This window comes from uncultured Brevundimonas sp. (assembly GCF_963977465.1).
In the GTDB taxonomy this organism is placed as follows: Bacteria; Pseudomonadota; Alphaproteobacteria; order Caulobacterales; family Caulobacteraceae; genus Brevundimonas.
This window is the reverse complement of record NZ_CAXBOQ010000002.1, coordinates 151551-168760: the sequence shown is the minus strand read 5'-3', so window position 1 is coordinate 168760 and position 17210 is coordinate 151551. Positions and strand designations below refer to the sequence as shown.

13 protein-coding genes are annotated in these 17210 nt (G+C 65.6%); 4 read left to right on the top strand and 9 right to left on the bottom strand.

The genetic code is table 11. The features are described from left to right. Nucleotides 1-28: 28 nt before the first annotated feature. Nucleotides 29-1003, bottom strand: coding sequence for a rhodanese-related sulfurtransferase (locus AAC067_RS04710; protein WP_339930082.1), 975 nt, complete (start codon nucleotides 1001-1003; stop codon nucleotides 29-31). A gap of 168 nt (nucleotides 1004-1171) precedes the next feature. Here AAC067_RS04710 and AAC067_RS04705 point away from each other — a divergent pair, with 168 nt between their 5' ends. Continuing rightward, entirely contained in the window at nucleotides 1172-2167 is a 996-nt protein-coding gene (locus tag AAC067_RS04705; RefSeq protein ID WP_339930080.1) for a cysteine synthase A, read from the top strand. A 9-nt stretch (nucleotides 2168-2176) separates the two neighbouring features. Here AAC067_RS04705 and AAC067_RS04700 read toward each other — a convergent pair whose 3' ends face one another. The 5 genes from AAC067_RS04700 to AAC067_RS04680 form a co-directional block, all read right to left on the bottom strand. Then, nucleotides 2177-3031, bottom strand: a complete 855-nt coding sequence (locus AAC067_RS04700) for a methyltransferase domain-containing protein (protein WP_339930078.1) — start codon at nucleotides 3029-3031, stop codon at nucleotides 2177-2179. 33 nt (nucleotides 3032-3064) lie between these two features. Further along, a complete protein-coding gene (locus AAC067_RS04695) occupies nucleotides 3065-3688 on the bottom strand; it encodes a class I SAM-dependent methyltransferase (protein WP_339930076.1) in 624 nt (207 codons plus the stop codon). 115 nt (nucleotides 3689-3803) lie between these two features. After that, a complete protein-coding gene (locus AAC067_RS04690; RefSeq protein ID WP_339930074.1) occupies nucleotides 3804-4244 on the bottom strand; it encodes a hypothetical protein in 441 nt (146 codons plus the stop codon). A gap of 20 nt (nucleotides 4245-4264) precedes the next feature. Further along, complete coding sequence (locus AAC067_RS04685) at nucleotides 4265-5563, bottom strand: TadE/TadG family type IV pilus assembly protein (RefSeq protein ID WP_339930072.1); 1299 nt, start codon at nucleotides 5561-5563, stop codon at nucleotides 4265-4267. Continuing rightward, nucleotides 5560-6003 carry a response regulator gene (locus AAC067_RS04680; RefSeq protein WP_339930070.1) on the bottom strand — a complete coding sequence of 148 codons (444 nt, stop codon included), beginning with the start codon at nucleotides 6001-6003 and terminating at the stop codon, nucleotides 5560-5562. Before AAC067_RS04680 ends, AAC067_RS04685 begins: the two co-directional genes overlap by 4 nt. Before the next feature lie 176 nt (nucleotides 6004-6179). Between AAC067_RS04680 and AAC067_RS04675 the strand changes: the two genes are divergently transcribed. Further along, on the top strand, nucleotides 6180-9557 hold the full coding sequence (locus tag AAC067_RS04675; protein ID WP_339930068.1) for an EAL domain-containing protein: 3378 nt from the start codon (nucleotides 6180-6182) through the stop codon (nucleotides 9555-9557). A 64-nt stretch (nucleotides 9558-9621) separates the two neighbouring features. Continuing rightward, the gene (locus AAC067_RS04670; protein ID WP_339930066.1) at nucleotides 9622-10035 is read left to right on the top strand and encodes a response regulator; all 414 of its coding nucleotides are present in this window, start codon (nucleotides 9622-9624) and stop codon (nucleotides 10033-10035) included. Between the two features lie 19 nt (nucleotides 10036-10054). On the opposite strand, the gene AAC067_RS04665 is transcribed toward AAC067_RS04670, so the two are convergent. Together AAC067_RS04665 and AAC067_RS04660 are read right to left on the bottom strand one after the other, a co-directional pair. Then, nucleotides 10055-10510, bottom strand: a complete 456-nt coding sequence (locus tag AAC067_RS04665; protein WP_339930064.1) for a response regulator — start codon at nucleotides 10508-10510, stop codon at nucleotides 10055-10057. Nucleotides 10511-10644: 134 nt separating this feature from the next. Then, entirely contained in the window at nucleotides 10645-13752 is a 3108-nt protein-coding gene (locus AAC067_RS04660; RefSeq protein WP_339930062.1) for a PAS domain S-box protein, read from the bottom strand. A gap of 242 nt (nucleotides 13753-13994) precedes the next feature. Between AAC067_RS04660 and AAC067_RS04655 the strand changes: the two genes are divergently transcribed. Continuing rightward, entirely contained in the window at nucleotides 13995-14570 is a 576-nt protein-coding gene (locus tag AAC067_RS04655; RefSeq protein WP_339930060.1) for a DUF1003 domain-containing protein, read from the top strand. Here the strand turns inward: AAC067_RS04655 and mprF are convergent. Next, nucleotides 14567-17149, bottom strand: a complete 2583-nt coding sequence (mprF, locus tag AAC067_RS04650; protein ID WP_339930058.1) for a bifunctional lysylphosphatidylglycerol flippase/synthetase MprF — start codon at nucleotides 17147-17149, stop codon at nucleotides 14567-14569. The two genes, AAC067_RS04655 and mprF, sit on opposite strands and share 4 nt — an antisense overlap. Between the last annotated feature and the right edge of the window lie 61 nt (nucleotides 17150-17210).

Sequence of the window (17210 nt, the reverse complement as noted above, 5' to 3'; positions counted from 1 at the left end):
CGCTAGCGCCACGGCAGTAGAGCCTGATTCAAGGGCTCCGGGATAGACCGTCCGACCCGTCGAGCACCGCCCCGACATGGTCGATACCCAGGTGCGCCGCAATCTCCATCTGACGCTGCCGCTCGGCATAGCCGGCTCGCTGTTCCGCGGTTCGGGTTGCATGACAGCGTTCACAGCAGACCCCTTCGACGTAGCCGGGAGCGGCTCGATCCGCCGGGCTCAGCGGCATTCGGCAGCCCCGGCACAGGGTGTGGCTGCCCGGCTCCAGTCCATGGCCGATCGCGACCCGCTCGTCGAACACGAAACACTCGCCCTGCCACAGGCTGTCGGCCTCCGGCACGGTCTCGAGGTATCTCAGGATGCCGCCCTCAAGGTGGTGCACATTGTCGACGCCCTCGGCCCTGAGAAACGCTGTCGCCTTCTCGCAGCGGATGCCGCCGGTGCAGTACATCGCCACCTTGGGCGGGGTCGGCCGGTCTAGCAGGGCCCGCCCTTCCCGCTCGAACCAGTCCGGGAAATCGCGGAAGGTCCGGGTATTGGGCTGGATCGCCCCGGCAAAAGCCCCGATCGCGCCCTCATAGTCATTGCGGGTATCGATCACGACCGTATCCGGATCGGCGATCAGGCGGTTCCAGTCGGCAGGCGCGACATAGAGACCCGCATTGCACACCGGGTCCAGATCGGTCCGGCCCATGGTCACGATCTCGGTCTTGATGCGGATCTTGAGCCGGTGGAACGGCATGGTCGCCGCCGTCGATTCCTTGACGTCCAGATCGGCAAATCCGGGCAGGTCGCGAATCCCGTCGAGCACGGTGGCGATCGCCCTGTCCGGTCCCGCGATCGTGCCGTTCAGACCCTCCGGCGCGATCAACAGGGTGCCGCGCACCCCGGCCGGGCACAGCTGCGTGAGGCGGGTCTGCACCGCCGCACAGTCGTCGATCGCCGCGAAACGATACAGGGCGACGACGCGCACGGCCGGCGATACGGGGGATTCTGTCGTCATTTCAGCCTCCGCGTTGAAACAGTCGCCGGGGCGGCGGGCCGACATCAGACGGGATCACCCTATAGCGGAAACCGGCCCCGGCTCGCCAGAGTCGACAGAACCGCCCGCACTCCCCACCTTGGGAAATGCCGGCTCGCTCCCCCGACCGGCGCTCCGAAAGGCCTTGCCGTGTCCGTAACCCGCTCCATCATCGATCTGATCGGCAATACGCCGCTGATCCGCCTCAACCGCCTGTCGGAAGAAACCGGCTGCGAAATCCTCGGCAAGGCCGAGTTCCTCAATCCGGGCCAGTCGATCAAGGATCGGGCGGCCCTGTCGATCGTGCGGACGGCCCGGGCCTCGGGCGCGCTGCGACCCGGCGGCACCATCGTCGAGGGCACGGCCGGCAACACCGGCATCGGTCTCGCCCTGGTCGGGGCGGCGCTGGGCCATCCGGTGGTCATCGTCATGCCCCGCACCCAGTCGGACGAGAAGAAACAGGCGATCCGGGCGCTCGGGGCCCGGCTGGTCGAGGTCGACGCCGCCCCCTTCTCCAGCCCCAATCATTTCGTCCATACCTCGGGCCGTCTGGCCGAACAGCTGAACGGCGACAACCCGAACGGGGCCATCTGGGCCAACCAGTTCGACAACACCGCCAACCGCGACGCCCACTACACCGGCACCGGCCCCGAGATCTGGGAACAGACCGGCGGTCGCATAGACGCCTTCGTCAGCGCCGTCGGCTCGGGCGGCACCATCGCCGGGGTCGGGGCCTTCCTGAAGGAGCGTGACCCGTCGATCCGCATCGCCCTGGCCGATCCGGCGGGCGCGGCGATGTTCAACTGGTTCACCAAGGGCGAGATGAGCGGCGAAGGCTCGTCGATCACCGAAGGCATCGGCGTGGCCCGTATCACCGGCAACCTCGAAGGCTTCACCCCCGACGATGCCTATCGCATCGAGGATGCCGAGTTCCTGCCGGTCCTGTTCGATCTGGTGCGCGAGGAGGGCCTGTCGCTGGGCGGATCCTCAGGGGTCAACCTGGTCGGTGCCATGCGGCTGGCCCGCGACCTCGGGCCGGGCAAGACCATCGTCACCTGCCTGTGCGATCCCGGCTCGCGCTATGCGTCCAAGCTGTTCAATGCGGAGTTCCTGAGCTCGAAGGGCCTGCCGACACCACCGTGGTGACGATGTCCGTCAGGGCCGCCGGGCGGTGACGATCCATACAGCGGCCGGCATCAGCACGCCGTCCGGGGTCAGGTGATCCTCCAGCACCCGGCGTACTGCGTCAGTGACCTGCCCGGCCAGGGACGGGTCCTCGCGCAGCACAGAGCCGAGCGGACCAACGCGCAGGGCCAGCCGCAGGGCCTGATCGACGTCCCCGCCACCAATCCGCGTCTCATGCGGCCGGATGTCGATGTCCGTGAACCCCGCCTCGGTCAGGATCGTCCGAACCCGGTCGGCGTCGGCAAAGGCGAACGGCCCCGGGGCCAGCGGGTCGACCGGGGCCGGTGCCGGAATGAACGGCAGGGCCGCCGCCAGCGGGGCTCCCATCCACGGGTTGTCGGCAAAGGGCCGCCAGCACACAAAGGCCAGCCGCCCACCGGACCGCAAACTGCGACCCATATTGGCGAACGCCGCCGCCGGATCACTGAAGAACATCACGCCGAAGCGCGAGAAGGCCGCATCAAACACCGAGGCCCCCAGCTCGGCCGTCTGCACGTCCGCCTCCCGGAAGCTGACCGTCAACTCCGGCATCGCCCCGGCCCGGCGACGCGCGACCTCCAGCATGGGCTGCGAAATATCGACTCCGACGACCGCCCCCTGCGGCCCCACACGGCGGGCCAGCTCGAGCGATGTGTGTCCGCAGCCGCAACCGATATCGATCAGGTTTTCACCCGGGCTCACCGCGAGGGCTTTCATCGCTTCCAGACCCAGCGGCGCAAGCTGACGGTCCAGCTGGTCCTGGAACCGGGCCCAGGTCTCACCGACGGTCGCATTCCAGTATTCGACCTGGGCGATATTCGGCTGGTCGTCAGGGTTGGTCGTCACGGCCGTCTCCTTGATCACGGGGCCGGCCACGCCTCAGCCACGGCGGGCCTCGCCCCATTCGCTCCACCCCAGAACCCGGGGCGTGTTGGGCAGATACATGCACGCCGGGTCGATCAGTTCAAAGCCCGAGGCCGCGATCGTCGCCGAAACCGGGCGGGTCAGGTGGCAACCGCCGGCCAGAGGCTTCCAGACGGGTTCGATCCGCCGCTGCCAGCGCGCCACCTGCGGGTCCGGCGACAGCCCGTGTTCGGCATACAGCAACCGGCCCTCCGGCCGCAGCACGCGCCGGGCCTCGGCCAGGGTGGCTTCGGTCGAGCGCACCGAACACAAGGTGAAGGTGCAGACCACCGTATCGAAGTCAGAATTCTCGAACGGCAGGGCCTCGGCCTCACCGCCCAGCACCTCGACCCTCAGGCCATCCGGGCGCGGCGCGTTCAGGGCCTTGCGCCGCAGGCCCTCCGAAGGATCAACGCCGGTCACGCTGTCGACGCGCGACGGGTCGTAGAAGGCGAGGTTCAGGCCCCCGCCGATGCCCAGTTCCAGCACCCGTCCCCGGGCATGGGGCACGACCTTGGCCCGCTGGTGCCGGATCGGCCCGGCCCCGCAGGCACAGCCAATCACATGCGGCAGGATGTGACGATCATAGAACGAGGCCATGGGGCACGATATCCGGGTCGACTGCGGGCTGGCTTCCAGCATGGACGCCGAAAGCCGTCCTGTCTTGGTCGACCCTACACCTCTCGGTTCCCGCTAAAAGGTCGCGGCGACCGGTTCAGCCTCGGCGGTTTTCGGGTCCGCCGCTGCGATCTCCAGAACGACGCTCGCCCGCGCGGCGCTCGCCCTGTCGCATGCCCCCGTTCAGCATCATCAGTTCGAGGCGAATCTCGATCAGACGCTCTTCCAGCGCGCCCAGCGCCAGGACCAGGATCGACACGCCGATCAGGGCCCCGACAAAGCTGAGGCCGACCAGCGTCGAACCCAGATCCAGCATCTGATCCGCCAGCAGAATGAGCGCGAATACCCCGCCGGATACCACCAGGGCATAGGCCCCGATCAGCTTCATCAGGGATCGCCGTGGAGCATGTCGATTTATGCGATTACCCGGCTTGCGACGCTCCTTGCCGCGCCGCTCGGGCGGCATGATCGTGTCTGCTACCATCGCCTCGGCCGTCGCTCCGGGTCCGGACTTCAACTGTTTCGCCTGCTTCGCCATCGTCATGGTTCCCGTGGATCTCAGTCGACAAGATGTACGCCGGTATTCGGCCCTACGCCGGTAGGCACCGGAATACTGGAATTGTTGTAGTTGGCGTTGATGTACAGGACCGGAGACCCCTGCAGCTGCAGGTATTTGGCGACGATCACCGTCCAGGCGCTGTCGCGGGCCACATCCGCAGAACCGCCGATGATGAGGCGTGCCTCAGGGATGTACATGACCCCGAGAAGGGCCTCGACATTGTCGGCATTGATATTGAAATTCAGGACATTGTCGCGCGTCGCACCCATGACGATACCGGCGTAGGGGCCGGTTTCCCGACCTGATAGATTGATCCTTGCCTGGCCGGTGAAGTCAAAACGCGACGTTGTATCGAAAAACATCACGACATCCCGGCCGGTCATTTTTGCATTGCCGCCGACGGTCAGCACACTGCCCCTGAACCAGTGTTCTCCCGGCTCGAGGATCAGTTCGGACGTGCCACTGAACAACATGGCCCCGCAGTGGACGCCGGGGGGCAGTCGGGTCACCCCGGACAGCAGACTAAGGCCCAGCCCGTTGCTGCCGCCCAACTGAAGGCCGAGGAGACCACCGACAGCGACATTGACGTCGCAAGGTCGATTGGTACTCAGGTTCAGCGTTGCAAAGGGATCCGGGACCCCGGCAGCTCCAGTGCCGGGCTTGGGGCTGATCACACCGACCGCCGAGCCGACGGCCTGAACCTTGGCGGCAGCAATCGAACCTCCGAGGACTTCGATGTTCTGGTTCGAATGCACCATACAGCCCTGCGCAGTCATGCGAGGGGCATCTGACAGCTTGAGACCCTTGTCGGCGCTACCACCGGTGACAAGCACGCACAACGGCACCAGACCCGCCGTCGACGCCGTCGCCTGGGCGATGAAATTCCAGCCCCCCGGCGGCAGCATACTGCCGAAGAACGAGGCGCGATGACCTTTGACCACAACCCGGATCGCGCGCTGACCACCCTGGTCGATGACCGTATAGGTCGGTTCGACCGACGGCGCGTTCTGCCATTGGGACATCTGCGCCTGAAAGAAGTTTGAGGCGCGTGCGCGGGCGGCGGACCCGTCCAAAGCCAGGCTCAGCGACGGGGCTCCGGCCAACGCCGCACTATCCGCGACACTCTGCAGCCGGTCACGGGTGGCATTGACGGCCATCAGATCGATTGCACCGATGGCCAGCAGGGCCACCGCCGGTACGACCAGGGCGAATTTGAGCGCAATAATGCCGCGATCGTCGCGTTTCAGCGCCCCGAGAGAGCGATGTATGTTGCGAAGAATGGCGGCGAAACCCGTCATGCCGCCTCTGTTGCCGGGGCCTGACGCAGGCGATGTTCGGCCTGGCTGCTGCGCAGCACGAACCGCATCTGGTAGGTCAGCAGCCGCCAGTTCAGCGGCTTGGTCACGAAAGATGTCGCGCCCAGATGAAAGGCGCGGTCGATCGCTTCGACATCCTCTCGGCCGGTCTGGACGATGACCGGCAGATGGGCGGTAGCCGGATCGGCACGCAGACGCTCCAGCAGGCCAAACCCGTCCAGTCGCGGCATCTCCAGATCGACAAGCAACAGGTCGTACCGGGTCATCGCCAGGCGCTCCAGCGCCTCAATGCCATCGGCAACCGTGTCGATCGCGGCGTGGGGGGATGCCAGATTTACCTCGGCGAATTCGCGCAGGATCGGATCGTCGTCGACGAACAGAATTCGTGCGTCCGTATCGAGAACATAGAAGAAACCAGCCATGGCGAAGCCCTCCCGGTCTTCTGAAATGCTGCCCGCTAATCATCCGTCGACTCAACCCTTAAGAGCGTAGTCATTAATGTCTGGTATCGCTGGCGAAGGCACCATACGGAACCAGACCCCTGACTTGGTCACTGCCCATCAATACCGGATCCATTCGCCGGAAACTGATTGTCCTGGTGCTGACCTCTCTAATGGCGGCCGGGCTGGTCACGGCCGCTCTGTCCGGCTGGACCGATGCCAAACGTCAGGCTGCACTGGAAACCGCCAGACTGACCCAAACGGCCCAGGTCATCGGCTCGATGGCCGCGCCCTCGGTCGCGCACAACGACGCTTCCGGTGCCTTTCTGGCCGTGCGGTCGATCGGCCAGATGCCCGACATCGTCTATGCGCGTGTCCAGACGGCGGACGGCTACCTTCTGGCCGAGACCGGTGGCGGGGTTCGCCTCAACTCGGACGCGGAAATTCAGCAGACCAGCAAGCTGTCGCTGTGGTCGGCGCTGAAGACCGGCTCCATCCAGGTCAAGACGCCGATCCTCAATGACGGCAGTGTGGTGGGCGAGATCACCCTGCTCAGCGATGTGCCCGGGCTGCGATCGCGCATCCTGTCCGCTGTCCTGATCAGCCTGGCCGGTGCCGGGGTGGCGCTGCTGGCCGGACTTCTGGTCGCCCTGCGCATGGCCCGGCGTATCAGCGAGCCGATCACCCGTCTCGCCCGGTTCACCAACCGCGTCCGGCAGTCCCAGGACTATTCCCAACCGGCCGAAATCGAGGCCGAGGGAGAACTTCGCGACCTGGTCACGGGCTTCAACGACATGCTGGACGGCATCCGGGAGCGCGATGAAAGGATCGCCGCACATGTCGCCGGACTGGAGGGCGAGGTCGCCTCCCGCACTGCGGAGCTCTCGGTCGCCAAGGAAGCCGCCGAAAGCGCCAACGCCGCCAAGTCCGATTTTCTGGCGGTCATGAGCCACGAGATCCGCACGCCGATGAACGGTATCCTCGCGCTCAGCGAAATGCTGTCGCGGTCCGACCTGCCTGCCCGACAGAAACGCTACGCTGACGTGATCGCCAAATCGGGCCAGTCCCTGCTTAGCATCATCAACGACATTCTCGACTTCTCGAAGGTCGAGGCCGGAAAGCTCGACATGGAAGCCGTCCCGGTCGACCTGACCGAGGTCGCCGAAGACGTCGCCAGCCTGTTCATGGAACGCGCCGTCAGCAAGGGGCTGGACCTGGCGGTGTTCGTCGACCCGCGCACGCCCGTCGTCAGCGGGGACCCGGTCCGGCTACGTCAGGTGCTGGGCAACCTCGCCAACAACGCCATCAAATTCACCGAAACCGGCGGCGTCCTGATCACCATCGAGCCCGATGCCGGAAGCCCGGGGCAGATCCGGTTCGCCATCGTCGACAGCGGCCCGGGTATCCCGGCCGACCGCCTGCCCCATCTGTTCGAAGCCTTCACCCAGGCCGATCAGAGCACCACACGCAAATACGGCGGGACCGGGCTGGGCCTGACCATCTGCGACCGTCTCGTGCGCGCCATGGGCGGCGAATGGGCCCTGGAGAGCGTGCTGGGCCAAGGCTCCGTCTTTGCCTTCCGGGCCCCGCTGACGGCGGTCGAAGACACGGCGACGGCCCTGTCGGCGTTTGCCGGCTGGAGCGTTCATGTGCCCGAAGCGCAGGGCCAGACGGCGGTGGCCCTCAACCGTTACCTGAACGCCTGGGGAGTGACGGCGGCCAGCGCCCCTGTGCCATCCGGAGCCTCGATCCAGCTGAACCCACAGGCCGAGACCGGCTCGACCGGGCTCTCGCTGGTGATCTGCGCCACCGAGGATGAGGCGGCCGCCTTCGCCGAGCGAGGCGTCTCCGCCATGGTAAAACCCTTGCGCCGCGACGATCTTCTGCAGGTCCTGCAGCAGATGCACGCCGGTCAGCGCCCGTCGCTCGATCGGCTGCAGGCGCATCGCGGAGACCATACGGCCTTCCCCGGGGCCCGCGTCCTCGTCGTCGATGATTCCGAGGTCAACCGCGAGGTTGCCGCCGAAGCGCTCGGCCGGTTGGGTGTGATTGTTTCCCTGGCCGAGGACGGCCTGCAGGCGATTGAGGCCCTGAAGGTCTCGACCTTTGATCTGGTTCTCATGGACGGGTCCATGCCGGTTCTGGACGGTTTCGAGGCCAGCCGCCGCATTCGTGCTGCAGAGGTTGAAACCGGCCGCGCCCGAACACCCATCGTCGCCCTGACCGCCCACGTTGTCGGCTCGGGTGCCGATGCCTGGCGGACCGCGGGCATGGATGACGTGATCCACAAGCCCTTCACCCTCGCTGACCTGACCCGGATTCTCTTGCGGTTCTGTGCCGACCGGGCCCTGGCCGGCGGGGCGGCTCCCACCGAAGCGCCCGCCCCCGATCGCGTCGCCGAGCCTGTTCTCGAAGACTCAGCGGGCCTGCTCGATCCCGGCGTCCGGCAAGAGCTGGCTACGATGGCCGCTAACGGGCGGCCTGATTTCGTCGAGAAGGTCGAAGGTCTGTACGCCGTCAATGCGCCGCTCCGGGTCGCCGGGATTCGCGACGCCATGAAGGCCGGCGATCACGACGCCCTGGCCCGGGCAGCCCATGCATTGAAATCCATGAGCCTGAGCCTCGGGGCGTCCATGGTCACCGCCGTCGCCTCGCAGATCGAAAACGACGCCCGGAATGGAGAGACATCGTCCGTCGATCCGGATGCCCTCGACGCCCTGATCGCCCGGACGTTGTCGGCAATGGGTCATACAGCCACACCGACTCCTGCGGTGGCCGAGATCTTGGACTCTGACTGGGCCTCCCGGGCCCGCAACGCCATGGCGGCCGGCCATATGCATCTGGAATACCAGCCCATGACCGACCGGTCCGGGGCGGTCTCCGACAAGGTCGAAGCTCTTGTGCGCTGGACCGACCCCGACCAGGGCCGCATCGGCCCGGACCAGTTCATTCCCGAACTGGAAAAGAGCGATGCGATCATCGCCCTGACCGATTTCGTGCTGACCACAGCGATGCGCGAACTGGCGACGCGGCCTGACCTGCGGGTTTCGGTCAACGCCTGCGCCTGGGACTTTCAGGATCCCGGCTTCGCTGTCCGTGTCGCCGCGATCGCCCGGCGTGAAAACTTCCCGCTGGAACGCCTCGAAATCGAAGTCACGGAAACCGCCGTCCTGGACATCGAACCCGCCCGTCAGACCATCCAGTTGCTGTCGGCCATCGGGGTCGGCGTCGCCCTCGACGATTTCGGTTCCGGCTACACCAGCCTGCATGCCCTGCGGGAACTCAGCTTCACCACCCTCAAGATCGACAGCAGCTTCGTGGATCGCTGCTGCGAGGACACGGCGTCGGCGGCCATCATCCATGCGGTGATTGGTGTCGGCCGGGCCCTGGGCATGAAGGTGGTCTGCGAGGGCGTCGAGACCGAAGCGCAGGCGATCTTCCTCAAGACCGCCGGCGTCCACTATCTGCAGGGATATTTCTATCACCGGCCCTGCGCCGTCACCGCCCTCCCTACAGCGGTGGAAAGAGCAGCCTGAGGATTAAGCATCTGTCTTGACGGAATGGTGGGGGTTCCGGGGCATGATAAGGGTGGAGAACACCATGGCTATCATCGTAATCGTCGACGACGACCCCACCATCAGGCTGATCGCCGGAGAAATGCTCCGGCACGAGGACTATGCGGTTGTCGAAGCCTCGGACGGCAACGAAGCCCTCGGCGTTGTCGCCATCCTGCCGGTCGACCTGATCGTCCTCGACATGCTGATGCCCAACAAGGACGGCCTGGAAACGATTACCGAGCTGAAGGCGTCCCACCCCGAAGTGCGAATTCTGGCCATCTCGTCAGGCGGGCAGATGGACAAGGATGTGTTGCTGCGCACGGCGCTGGCATTCGGCGCTGACGAGGCTCTGCCCAAGCCCCTGCAGGCCGATACCTTCAACGAGACGGTCGCCCGGCTACTGGCGGCCCCGGCCAGGAACAGGCGGGCAACTGCGTCCGGAACCGCGGCAGGCTAGCCGACAGGCAATACCGGCCTCAGGCGTTGAGAATCAGATTGTTTTCAGGCGATCCCGGATCGGCGCTCACCTCCGGCTCCATCAACCATTTCACGCGCTTGAGAAACTCGTCAGGCCGAAACGGTTTGGTCAGATAACCGGAGGCCCCCGAGGCCATGGCGCGCTTGATGTCACTCATGGTCCGCAGCGAGGTCAGCATCAGTACCGGCGTGTCCTGATGCTGCTCGTGACGCCTAAACCGCTCCAGGGCTTCGATCCCGTCGACAACCGGCATCATCGTATCCAGCACGATCACGTCAGGTCGAAACCAGTCGGCGGTCCTGAGGGCTTCGTCTCCATTCACCGCCACTTCGACGGTGATGCCGTCCACCTCAAGCGTCTGACGTGCCATGGCAGCCAGATAGCGATCATCGTCGGCGACAAGAACTTTGAGGGACGACAACGGCGAAACTCCGGAAGCGATCACGACCGACACAGCCTGACCACTGAAACCTTTTAACCCTCAACCATGAACAGGCCCTTGCGACGACGTCCACCCAACGAAATGCGGTCGCGTCTGCCCGACAGGCCGGGTTCAAGGCCCCCCCGGAGACGGTAGTGGCCCAGGCGTCATGATGATGCCACCGCCGCGATCAGCGCTTCGATGTCCGCTGCAAGATCCCGGCTTCCTGACTTCGCGGCCAGAGACTCGTTGGCGGCGGCTTCCAGGGTGAAGGCCGCTTTCGAGACTTCGTCGAATCCCATACTCCCGGAGGTGCCGGCGATGGAATGGGCCAGCGCGGTGATCGCCTGAGTACGATCCGGCTCATCCAGACTATCCATCTCCGCGAATTCGGTCGCCAGGGTCGACAACCGGAAACGATACCGCCCCTTCAGCGCGGCCAGCGGGTCGGCGGTGCCCGGAGCGGATGTTGGGGACACCGGCGGGTCAGACAGGGCTCCGACGCGAACAATGACCTCGAACAGTTCCTCGGTCCGGATCGGTTTGGTCAGATGCTCATCCATGCCGGCGGCCCGACACTCCGCGACCTGTTCCGCCATGACATTGGCCGTCAGGGCCACGATCGGGATGGTTTCCACGCCATTGCCCAATCGCCGGATCAGCCGGGTGGCTTCCAGACCGTCCATGCCCGGCATCTGCACATCCATCAGGACCACATCAAAGCTCGTGTCGGCCTCGAGCAGGGCGAGCGCCGCATCTCCGGACGTGACGCCCTTGATCCTGTGTCCGGCCCGCGACAACAGGATATCGATCAGCTCGAGGTTGGCCTCGACATCGTCAACGACCAGCACCTTCAGGCTCCGGCCGGTCACCGCTTCAGGCGTGCCCGCCGCCACCGGAGCCGTCTCGGGGGCTGTTGCCACCGCATAGGGTAGACTGAGCACCGCCGTCGTTCCGGCACCGGGCACACTGTCCAGTCGCACCTCTCCACCCATCAACCGGGCCAGGGAGTGGCTGATCGAGAGACCCAGGCCCGTACCACCGAACCGGCGACCAACCGAGGCGTCCGCCTGGGTGAAGGCCTGGAAAAGGTGGGCCAGCGCCTCCGGCGCAATCCCGATTCCGGTGTCGATGACGCGCAGCTCCACCATCTCGTCGGCCAGACAGACCTCAAGACGCACCGAGCCGGTCTGGGTGAATTTGGCCGCATTGCCGAGCAGGTTCAGCAGGATCTGACGGGTGCGCTGTTCATCGCCGATGATCCAGGGTGTGACATCCCCGGAGAAATTCACGTCGAAGGTCAGCCGGTCACCGACCCCGCTCCGGGTCAGGTCAACGACGTCCAGGGCCAGGGCGCGCAGATCGAACGGTCGGCGCTCCACCGGCATCTTGCCCGCCTCGATCCTGGAGAAGTCCAGAATGTCGTCGATCAGAACCGTTAGCCCCCTTCCGGCCGTGCGGATCCGGTCGACATAGCGCGTCTGATCCTTGGACAGCGGCGTATCGGCCAACACATCCGCGAAGCCCAGAACGCCGTTCAGGGGAGTCCGGATCTCATGGCTCATATTGGCGAGAAACTCGGTCTTGGCCCGGGTCGCCGCCTCGGCTTCGGCCCGGGCTTCCGCGAGCGCGGCCTCCCGTTCCCGTCGCTCGGTCACGTCGCGGACCGAGTCCGTAATCTGGATAATCTTGCCTGTATCGTCGCGCTGAAACCGGGGTCGCGCCTCCAGCCAGCGACGGGAGCCGTCCTTGGCCAGGGCACAGTATTCGATGGTGATCGGCACGTCGGAATCCAGCGCGGCCTCAAACTCGGCCGCCACGCTTTCGCGGTCCTCGGGAACAATGAAATAGGGCGTCTTCCCGATCAATTCTTCTGGCGTGTAGCCCAGTATTTCCGTGATTGACGGCGATACATAGCTGAACACGCCCTTTCGATCGTAGACGGCGATGACGTCGCTGGCATTGTCCGCCAGAAGACGAAAACGCCGCTCCTGCTCAATGGCTTTCGCGACGACCTGCCGCTCTTCTGTCAGGTCCTTGAACACACCGAAATAGCCGACGATCCGACCATTCGCATCCTTCTCGCCGGCCGCCATCGAGCGGACGTCACGGCGTGCTCCGTCGGACCTCCGGATCAGGACGGCGTCGAATTCCCAGCCCTCATCGCGGTCCACACCGCTCTTGACCAGGTCTTCCACCCGTTGCCGGTCTCCGTCGACATAGAAGGCCAGGGCGTTGTCCAGCGCAGGACGGAACGACGCGGGGTCGACGCCGTGAATCCGGTAAACTTCCGGCGACCAGAAGATCGCGCCCGTATCGATGTTCAGGGTCCAATAGCCCACCTGCGACATGCGTTCTGCCAGCTGGGCATGGTCGATCAGTTGCCGCTCGCGGGCGGTCTTGGCGCGCCGCACAACCCGCGCCCGGGTCAGGCGTTCGATCAATTTGCGGCGCTCGGCGAAGGTCATGCCGACCGTCAGGGCAATCACCGTCAATGTGGCCAGGAACAGCTGAAGAACGATGAACCGCCCGGCGGCATCGCCTGCCACCAGGTTGAGCGGACCCACACCATGAACCGTCGCCATCACGGCAATAATGCTGACCAGAAGGCCACCCAACGCAGCACCGGCAATTCCGGAGCGGATCGCGACCAGCGTCAATGCGGCAGGGGGGATGAACAGCAGGGGCAGGGACGACTGCAGGAAGACCGCCGTGGACACGAGCACCAGCAGGCCGAGCCCAAGCGCGGTCTGTAGCCGGTCCGCACCGAACAGTTCTGAAAAGCGGCGATTGAGACCCGCCAGCAGGAGAGGGGTGAAGACAAGCAGCCCCAGCAGATTGGCCGCGAACCAGAGGCTGGCCCCGGGAAGGGTTGGACGAAATCCGGCGGCCATAAGCCCGGCTTCGGCTGTCGCTACAGACACAACGCACGCCGCCAACGCCGCAAGGCCAAAGCGCGGTATGCCCGAGCGCCGCATCAGACGAAGCGAACCACTTCGCCCGAGTATCGCCAACATGACCCCCACCTCCACCAGGTTGGTGAAGGCCATCAGCAGTGCCATCGGCAGCGTATTGCCCATGGCCGCGACGGCCACGGTGTTGCCGATAAAGGCACCGCCGAGAAGCAACGGCCTTTCAGCCCGCGCGCAGCTAAGGGCGACGGCGAGCACCAAGGCGTTTACAGGCCAGACCACGACATAGCTGCCGGTCTGCCGGGTCAGAAGCGTGACCGCCACAACAAGCCCGAACACGACGACTGCCAGCGCAGCCGGCATCAACGCCCGTCTCCACTCGCCTGTCGCCATCATCGGCCAGTCACTCCGATCCATTCGCAGAATGGCTTAACCCTAAAGGCTGGTCAGAGTCCTAACAGCACTGCCCCCGGTGCCCTGCACGCCGCGGACGCGCCGGGGGGAGCGGCCCGGAACCAGCCCTCGGAAATCGCTGCCTCCGGCAAAATTTGAGGACTAGTCTGCCTCGCCCGACCGCAACATCCGGCGCGATGGAGACCCCAGAGATGTCTGACCCGCAACACATTGACCTCACCCAGGCCGCCCGCCGATGGTTTGCCAAAACTCCCGAAGCCCTGAGCGAGCGCGAGCGCCGGGTCCTGCGCCGGGCGGCATCGCGGGAGACGGTATCCAGCAACACCAATCTGAGTTTCGACGACAAACTCACCTTCGGTCAGAAGCTGGCCGATCAGGTCGCCTCGTTCGGCGGCTCCTGGACCTTCATCATGGGGTTCGGTGCTTTCCTGGCGCTATGGGTAGGGCTGAACCTGCTGCTCCTGCGCAGCGCCTTCGACCCCTACCCCTTCATCTTCCTCAACCTGATCCTGTCGATGCTGGCCGCCATCCAGGCTCCGGTGATCATGATGAGTCAGAACCGCCAGGGCGTTAAGGACCGCTACGACGCGGCCAACGACTATGAGGTCAACCTGAAGGCCGAAATCGAAATCATGGCCCTGCACGACAAGCTCGACCAGCTCCGCACCCGCGATATCGAGGTCATGCTGCGCCGGCAGGAGGAACAGATAGCCCTGCTGACGCGACTGGTGCAGCGGCTCCCGCCGCCACCCGCCGAAGGGGCCTAACGCAGGGCCCCCAGCAGCCCGCCGCTGGACAGCAAGGCCGCATCGGCCAGGGCGGGTCCCAGCATCCATCCGGTCGGGGCGGCGATGTAGACCGGGTCCCAGCGCGGATTGAATTTCTGCTTGAACGCCCGCAGGCCCTCGAACCCGTACAGGCTGCCACCCTCGGCATAGACAAAGCTGCCCAGACGGGCGACGGACGGGGCCAGCCGGTGGGAATCCAACCCCGACAGCGGGGCCATGCCCATGTCGAACGCCTTGAATCCCCGGTCCCTGCCCCACAACATCAGGTGGATGAACAGCAGTTCCATGCTGTTTTTGGGCGCGCCGGCTCCATAGCGCATCAGATCGATTGAAACCGTGTGACCGTCCGGCGTGCACCACAGATTGGCGAAGGCGACGATCGCCCCGTCCTTGCGCAGCACTGCGGTCGGGAACCGTCGCAGATAGTCCCGGTCAAACCGCCCGAGGCTGAAACCCTTTTCGACTCCGTGATGGATCCCCAACCAGGCGTCGGACACCGACTGCAGTTCATCGGCAATGGCGTCGAAGCCTTCCGGCGGCACGATGGCGAACTCGGCACCGTCGCGCTGACCACGATTGACCGCATGCCGCAGCGGTGCCCGCACGGGCCCTTCCAGGCTGAAATTCTCCAGGTCGACGATTGCGGTCTCCCCGATTTTCGAGGCGACCAGACCGCAATCGATGAAGTCCGGCAGGCTGTCGCGACTGACCGAATAGAAGACCGTCCGCGCACCATGCCGGTCACACAGTTCACGGAACGCCCAGATCGCCGCCTTGCGCTCGACGGACGGGCCGACCGGCTCGCCCATGGCCACGAAGGCGCGCCCCCGGACCCCATACTGCACAAAGCTGCGCCCGCTCTCGCTAAACATCAGGGACTTGTCGCCGAGGAAGGCCAGATTGGCTTCGGGCGACGCCTGATCCGCAGTCTCCATGATCGCGTAGACACGCTCCATGTCCGCCGCCGTCGGACGTCGGGTCTCGGCTGCAGCCGGTCGCGTCAATCGCCACGCGAAGATCAGCACCGCCAGAGCCGCCGCCCCCACGGCCGCGCGCAGGAACCGCGGCGCATTCTGCTCCGTCAGGAAGGTCCACCACAGATCATCGCGATAGACCACGTTCTGATAGGCAAACAGCCCCAGCCCGCCCGCCGCCACCAACACAACCAGAACAGCGGCGATGGATCCGGGGCTCATCGGCGTCGCGCGCAGACCGGCGTCCCGGTGAAAGGCCCCCCGGCTCATCGCCAACAGACCGACAACCGTTGCCAGAAACAGAAACTCTTGAAAACCCAGTCCCTTGAGCAGACAGGCGAAGGCGGCGGTGATCAGGGCGAACAGCGTCGCCCACCAGGCCTTCCGCAGCCGTCCCAGCAGACCGAAGGCCAGGAACAGCAAAACCACCCCGGCCAAACTGGCGGCGAAATGCGACGAGTTGATCAACCCCTCCGGGGCCAGTCGCGCCAGCAGCGTCAGTCGCGCGGCTCCGTCCGGCGTCGCTACCGACAGCAGCGTCACGACCCCGGCGACAAAGGTCAGCAGCCCGAACAGGGGCGGTGCGACCTCGCGCCAGACAGCCTCGCCCGCCTGCATGGCCCGTCCACCTGCCGCAGAGCGGCCGTGTGCCCTCAGACCGATGAGGACGGTCAGACCACCCGCCAGCAGCAGGGGACCAATCACATAGATCAGGCGATACAGCAGCAGGGCTCCGACCACGTCGGCTGTTCCGATGCGCGGCCCAAGGGCGGCGATGATAATGGCGTCGAACGCGCCCAGTCCGCCGGGCAGTCCGCTGACCGCCCCGAGCAGCCCGGCCATGCCGAACACCGGCAGGTAGTGGAGCAGGTCGCCCCGGCTGGCCTCCGGAAGCAGGACGTAGAGGATCGTCGCCGCGGCCATCCATTCGCACGCGCTGGAAAAGATGATCGCCAGCCGCGTTTTCCGGTCGGGCAGGAATCGCTTCAGCCAGCCCGCGCGCGGAGCTAGCAGATAGCCGGCCAGAACCTTGAGACCGACGATGGCCAGCACCAGACCGACCCAATGGGGCAGATGGGCCCGGTCGGCGATATCGGTCAGGGCCCCTGCGGCGGCCAGACTGACCAGAACCAGCCCGCCGACCAATCCGATCGCCGCCGCCAACGCACTGACCACGGCGACATCACCGCCCGACAAGCCGTCGGCCTGGTAGGCGCGGAATCGAATGCCGCCGGCCATCGCCAGCCCCGGCGCACCGACATTGGCGAGCGCGAAGGCCAGCACCGACGGCTGCCAGGTTCTGCGCCAGTTGGCGGTCTTTCCCATCGAGGCCAGCGCCAGACCGTCAAAGGTCGAGGCTGTGCCAAGGCTGACGATCAGCAACGCCAGAGCCAGCATCAGGGACAGGAGGGGCGTCGCTGTCGCTGCAGCCTCGACCTCATGCCAGCTGACATCGCGCAGCTCGCCGGCGATCACGCCGGCGGCGACAACGAAAATGCCGACTCCGGCGGCAGGACCCAGCCAACGCAGCCATTGGCCGCCATCCCTGGTCGTAGTGGCCCCATCTCCCACGTCGTCAGTCATCGCGCTGTTCTGGTGCCCCATCGAACCGGTACAGGCACTCCGGCCCCGGTCCAGGTCAAGT

Excerpts from the sequence above, each read along its gene's own strand:
- mprF (WP_339930058.1), bottom strand. The coding sequence starts at position 17,149 with ATGACTGACGACGTGGGAGATGGGGCCACTACGACCAGGGATGGCGGC.
- AAC067_RS04680 (WP_339930070.1), bottom strand. The coding sequence starts at position 6,003 with ATGGCTGGTTTCTTCTATGTTCTCGATACGGACGCACGAATTCTGTTC.
- AAC067_RS04695 (WP_339930076.1), bottom strand. The coding sequence starts at position 3,688 with ATGGCCTCGTTCTATGATCGTCACATCCTGCCGCATGTGATTGGCTGT.
- AAC067_RS04685 (WP_339930072.1), bottom strand. The coding sequence starts at position 5,563 with ATGACGGGTTTCGCCGCCATTCTTCGCAACATACATCGCTCTCTCGGG.
- AAC067_RS04660 (WP_339930062.1), bottom strand. The coding sequence starts at position 13,752 with ATGCCGGCTGCGCTGGCAGTCGTCGTGTTCGGGCTTGTTGTGGCGGTC.
- AAC067_RS04655 (WP_339930060.1), top strand. The coding sequence starts at position 13,995 with ATGTCTGACCCGCAACACATTGACCTCACCCAGGCCGCCCGCCGATGG.
- AAC067_RS04670 (WP_339930066.1), top strand. The coding sequence starts at position 9,622 with ATGGCTATCATCGTAATCGTCGACGACGACCCCACCATCAGGCTGATC.
- AAC067_RS04710 (WP_339930082.1), bottom strand. The coding sequence starts at position 1,003 with ATGACGACAGAATCCCCCGTATCGCCGGCCGTGCGCGTCGTCGCCCTG.
- AAC067_RS04690 (WP_339930074.1), bottom strand. The coding sequence starts at position 4,244 with ATGGCGAAGCAGGCGAAACAGTTGAAGTCCGGACCCGGAGCGACGGCC.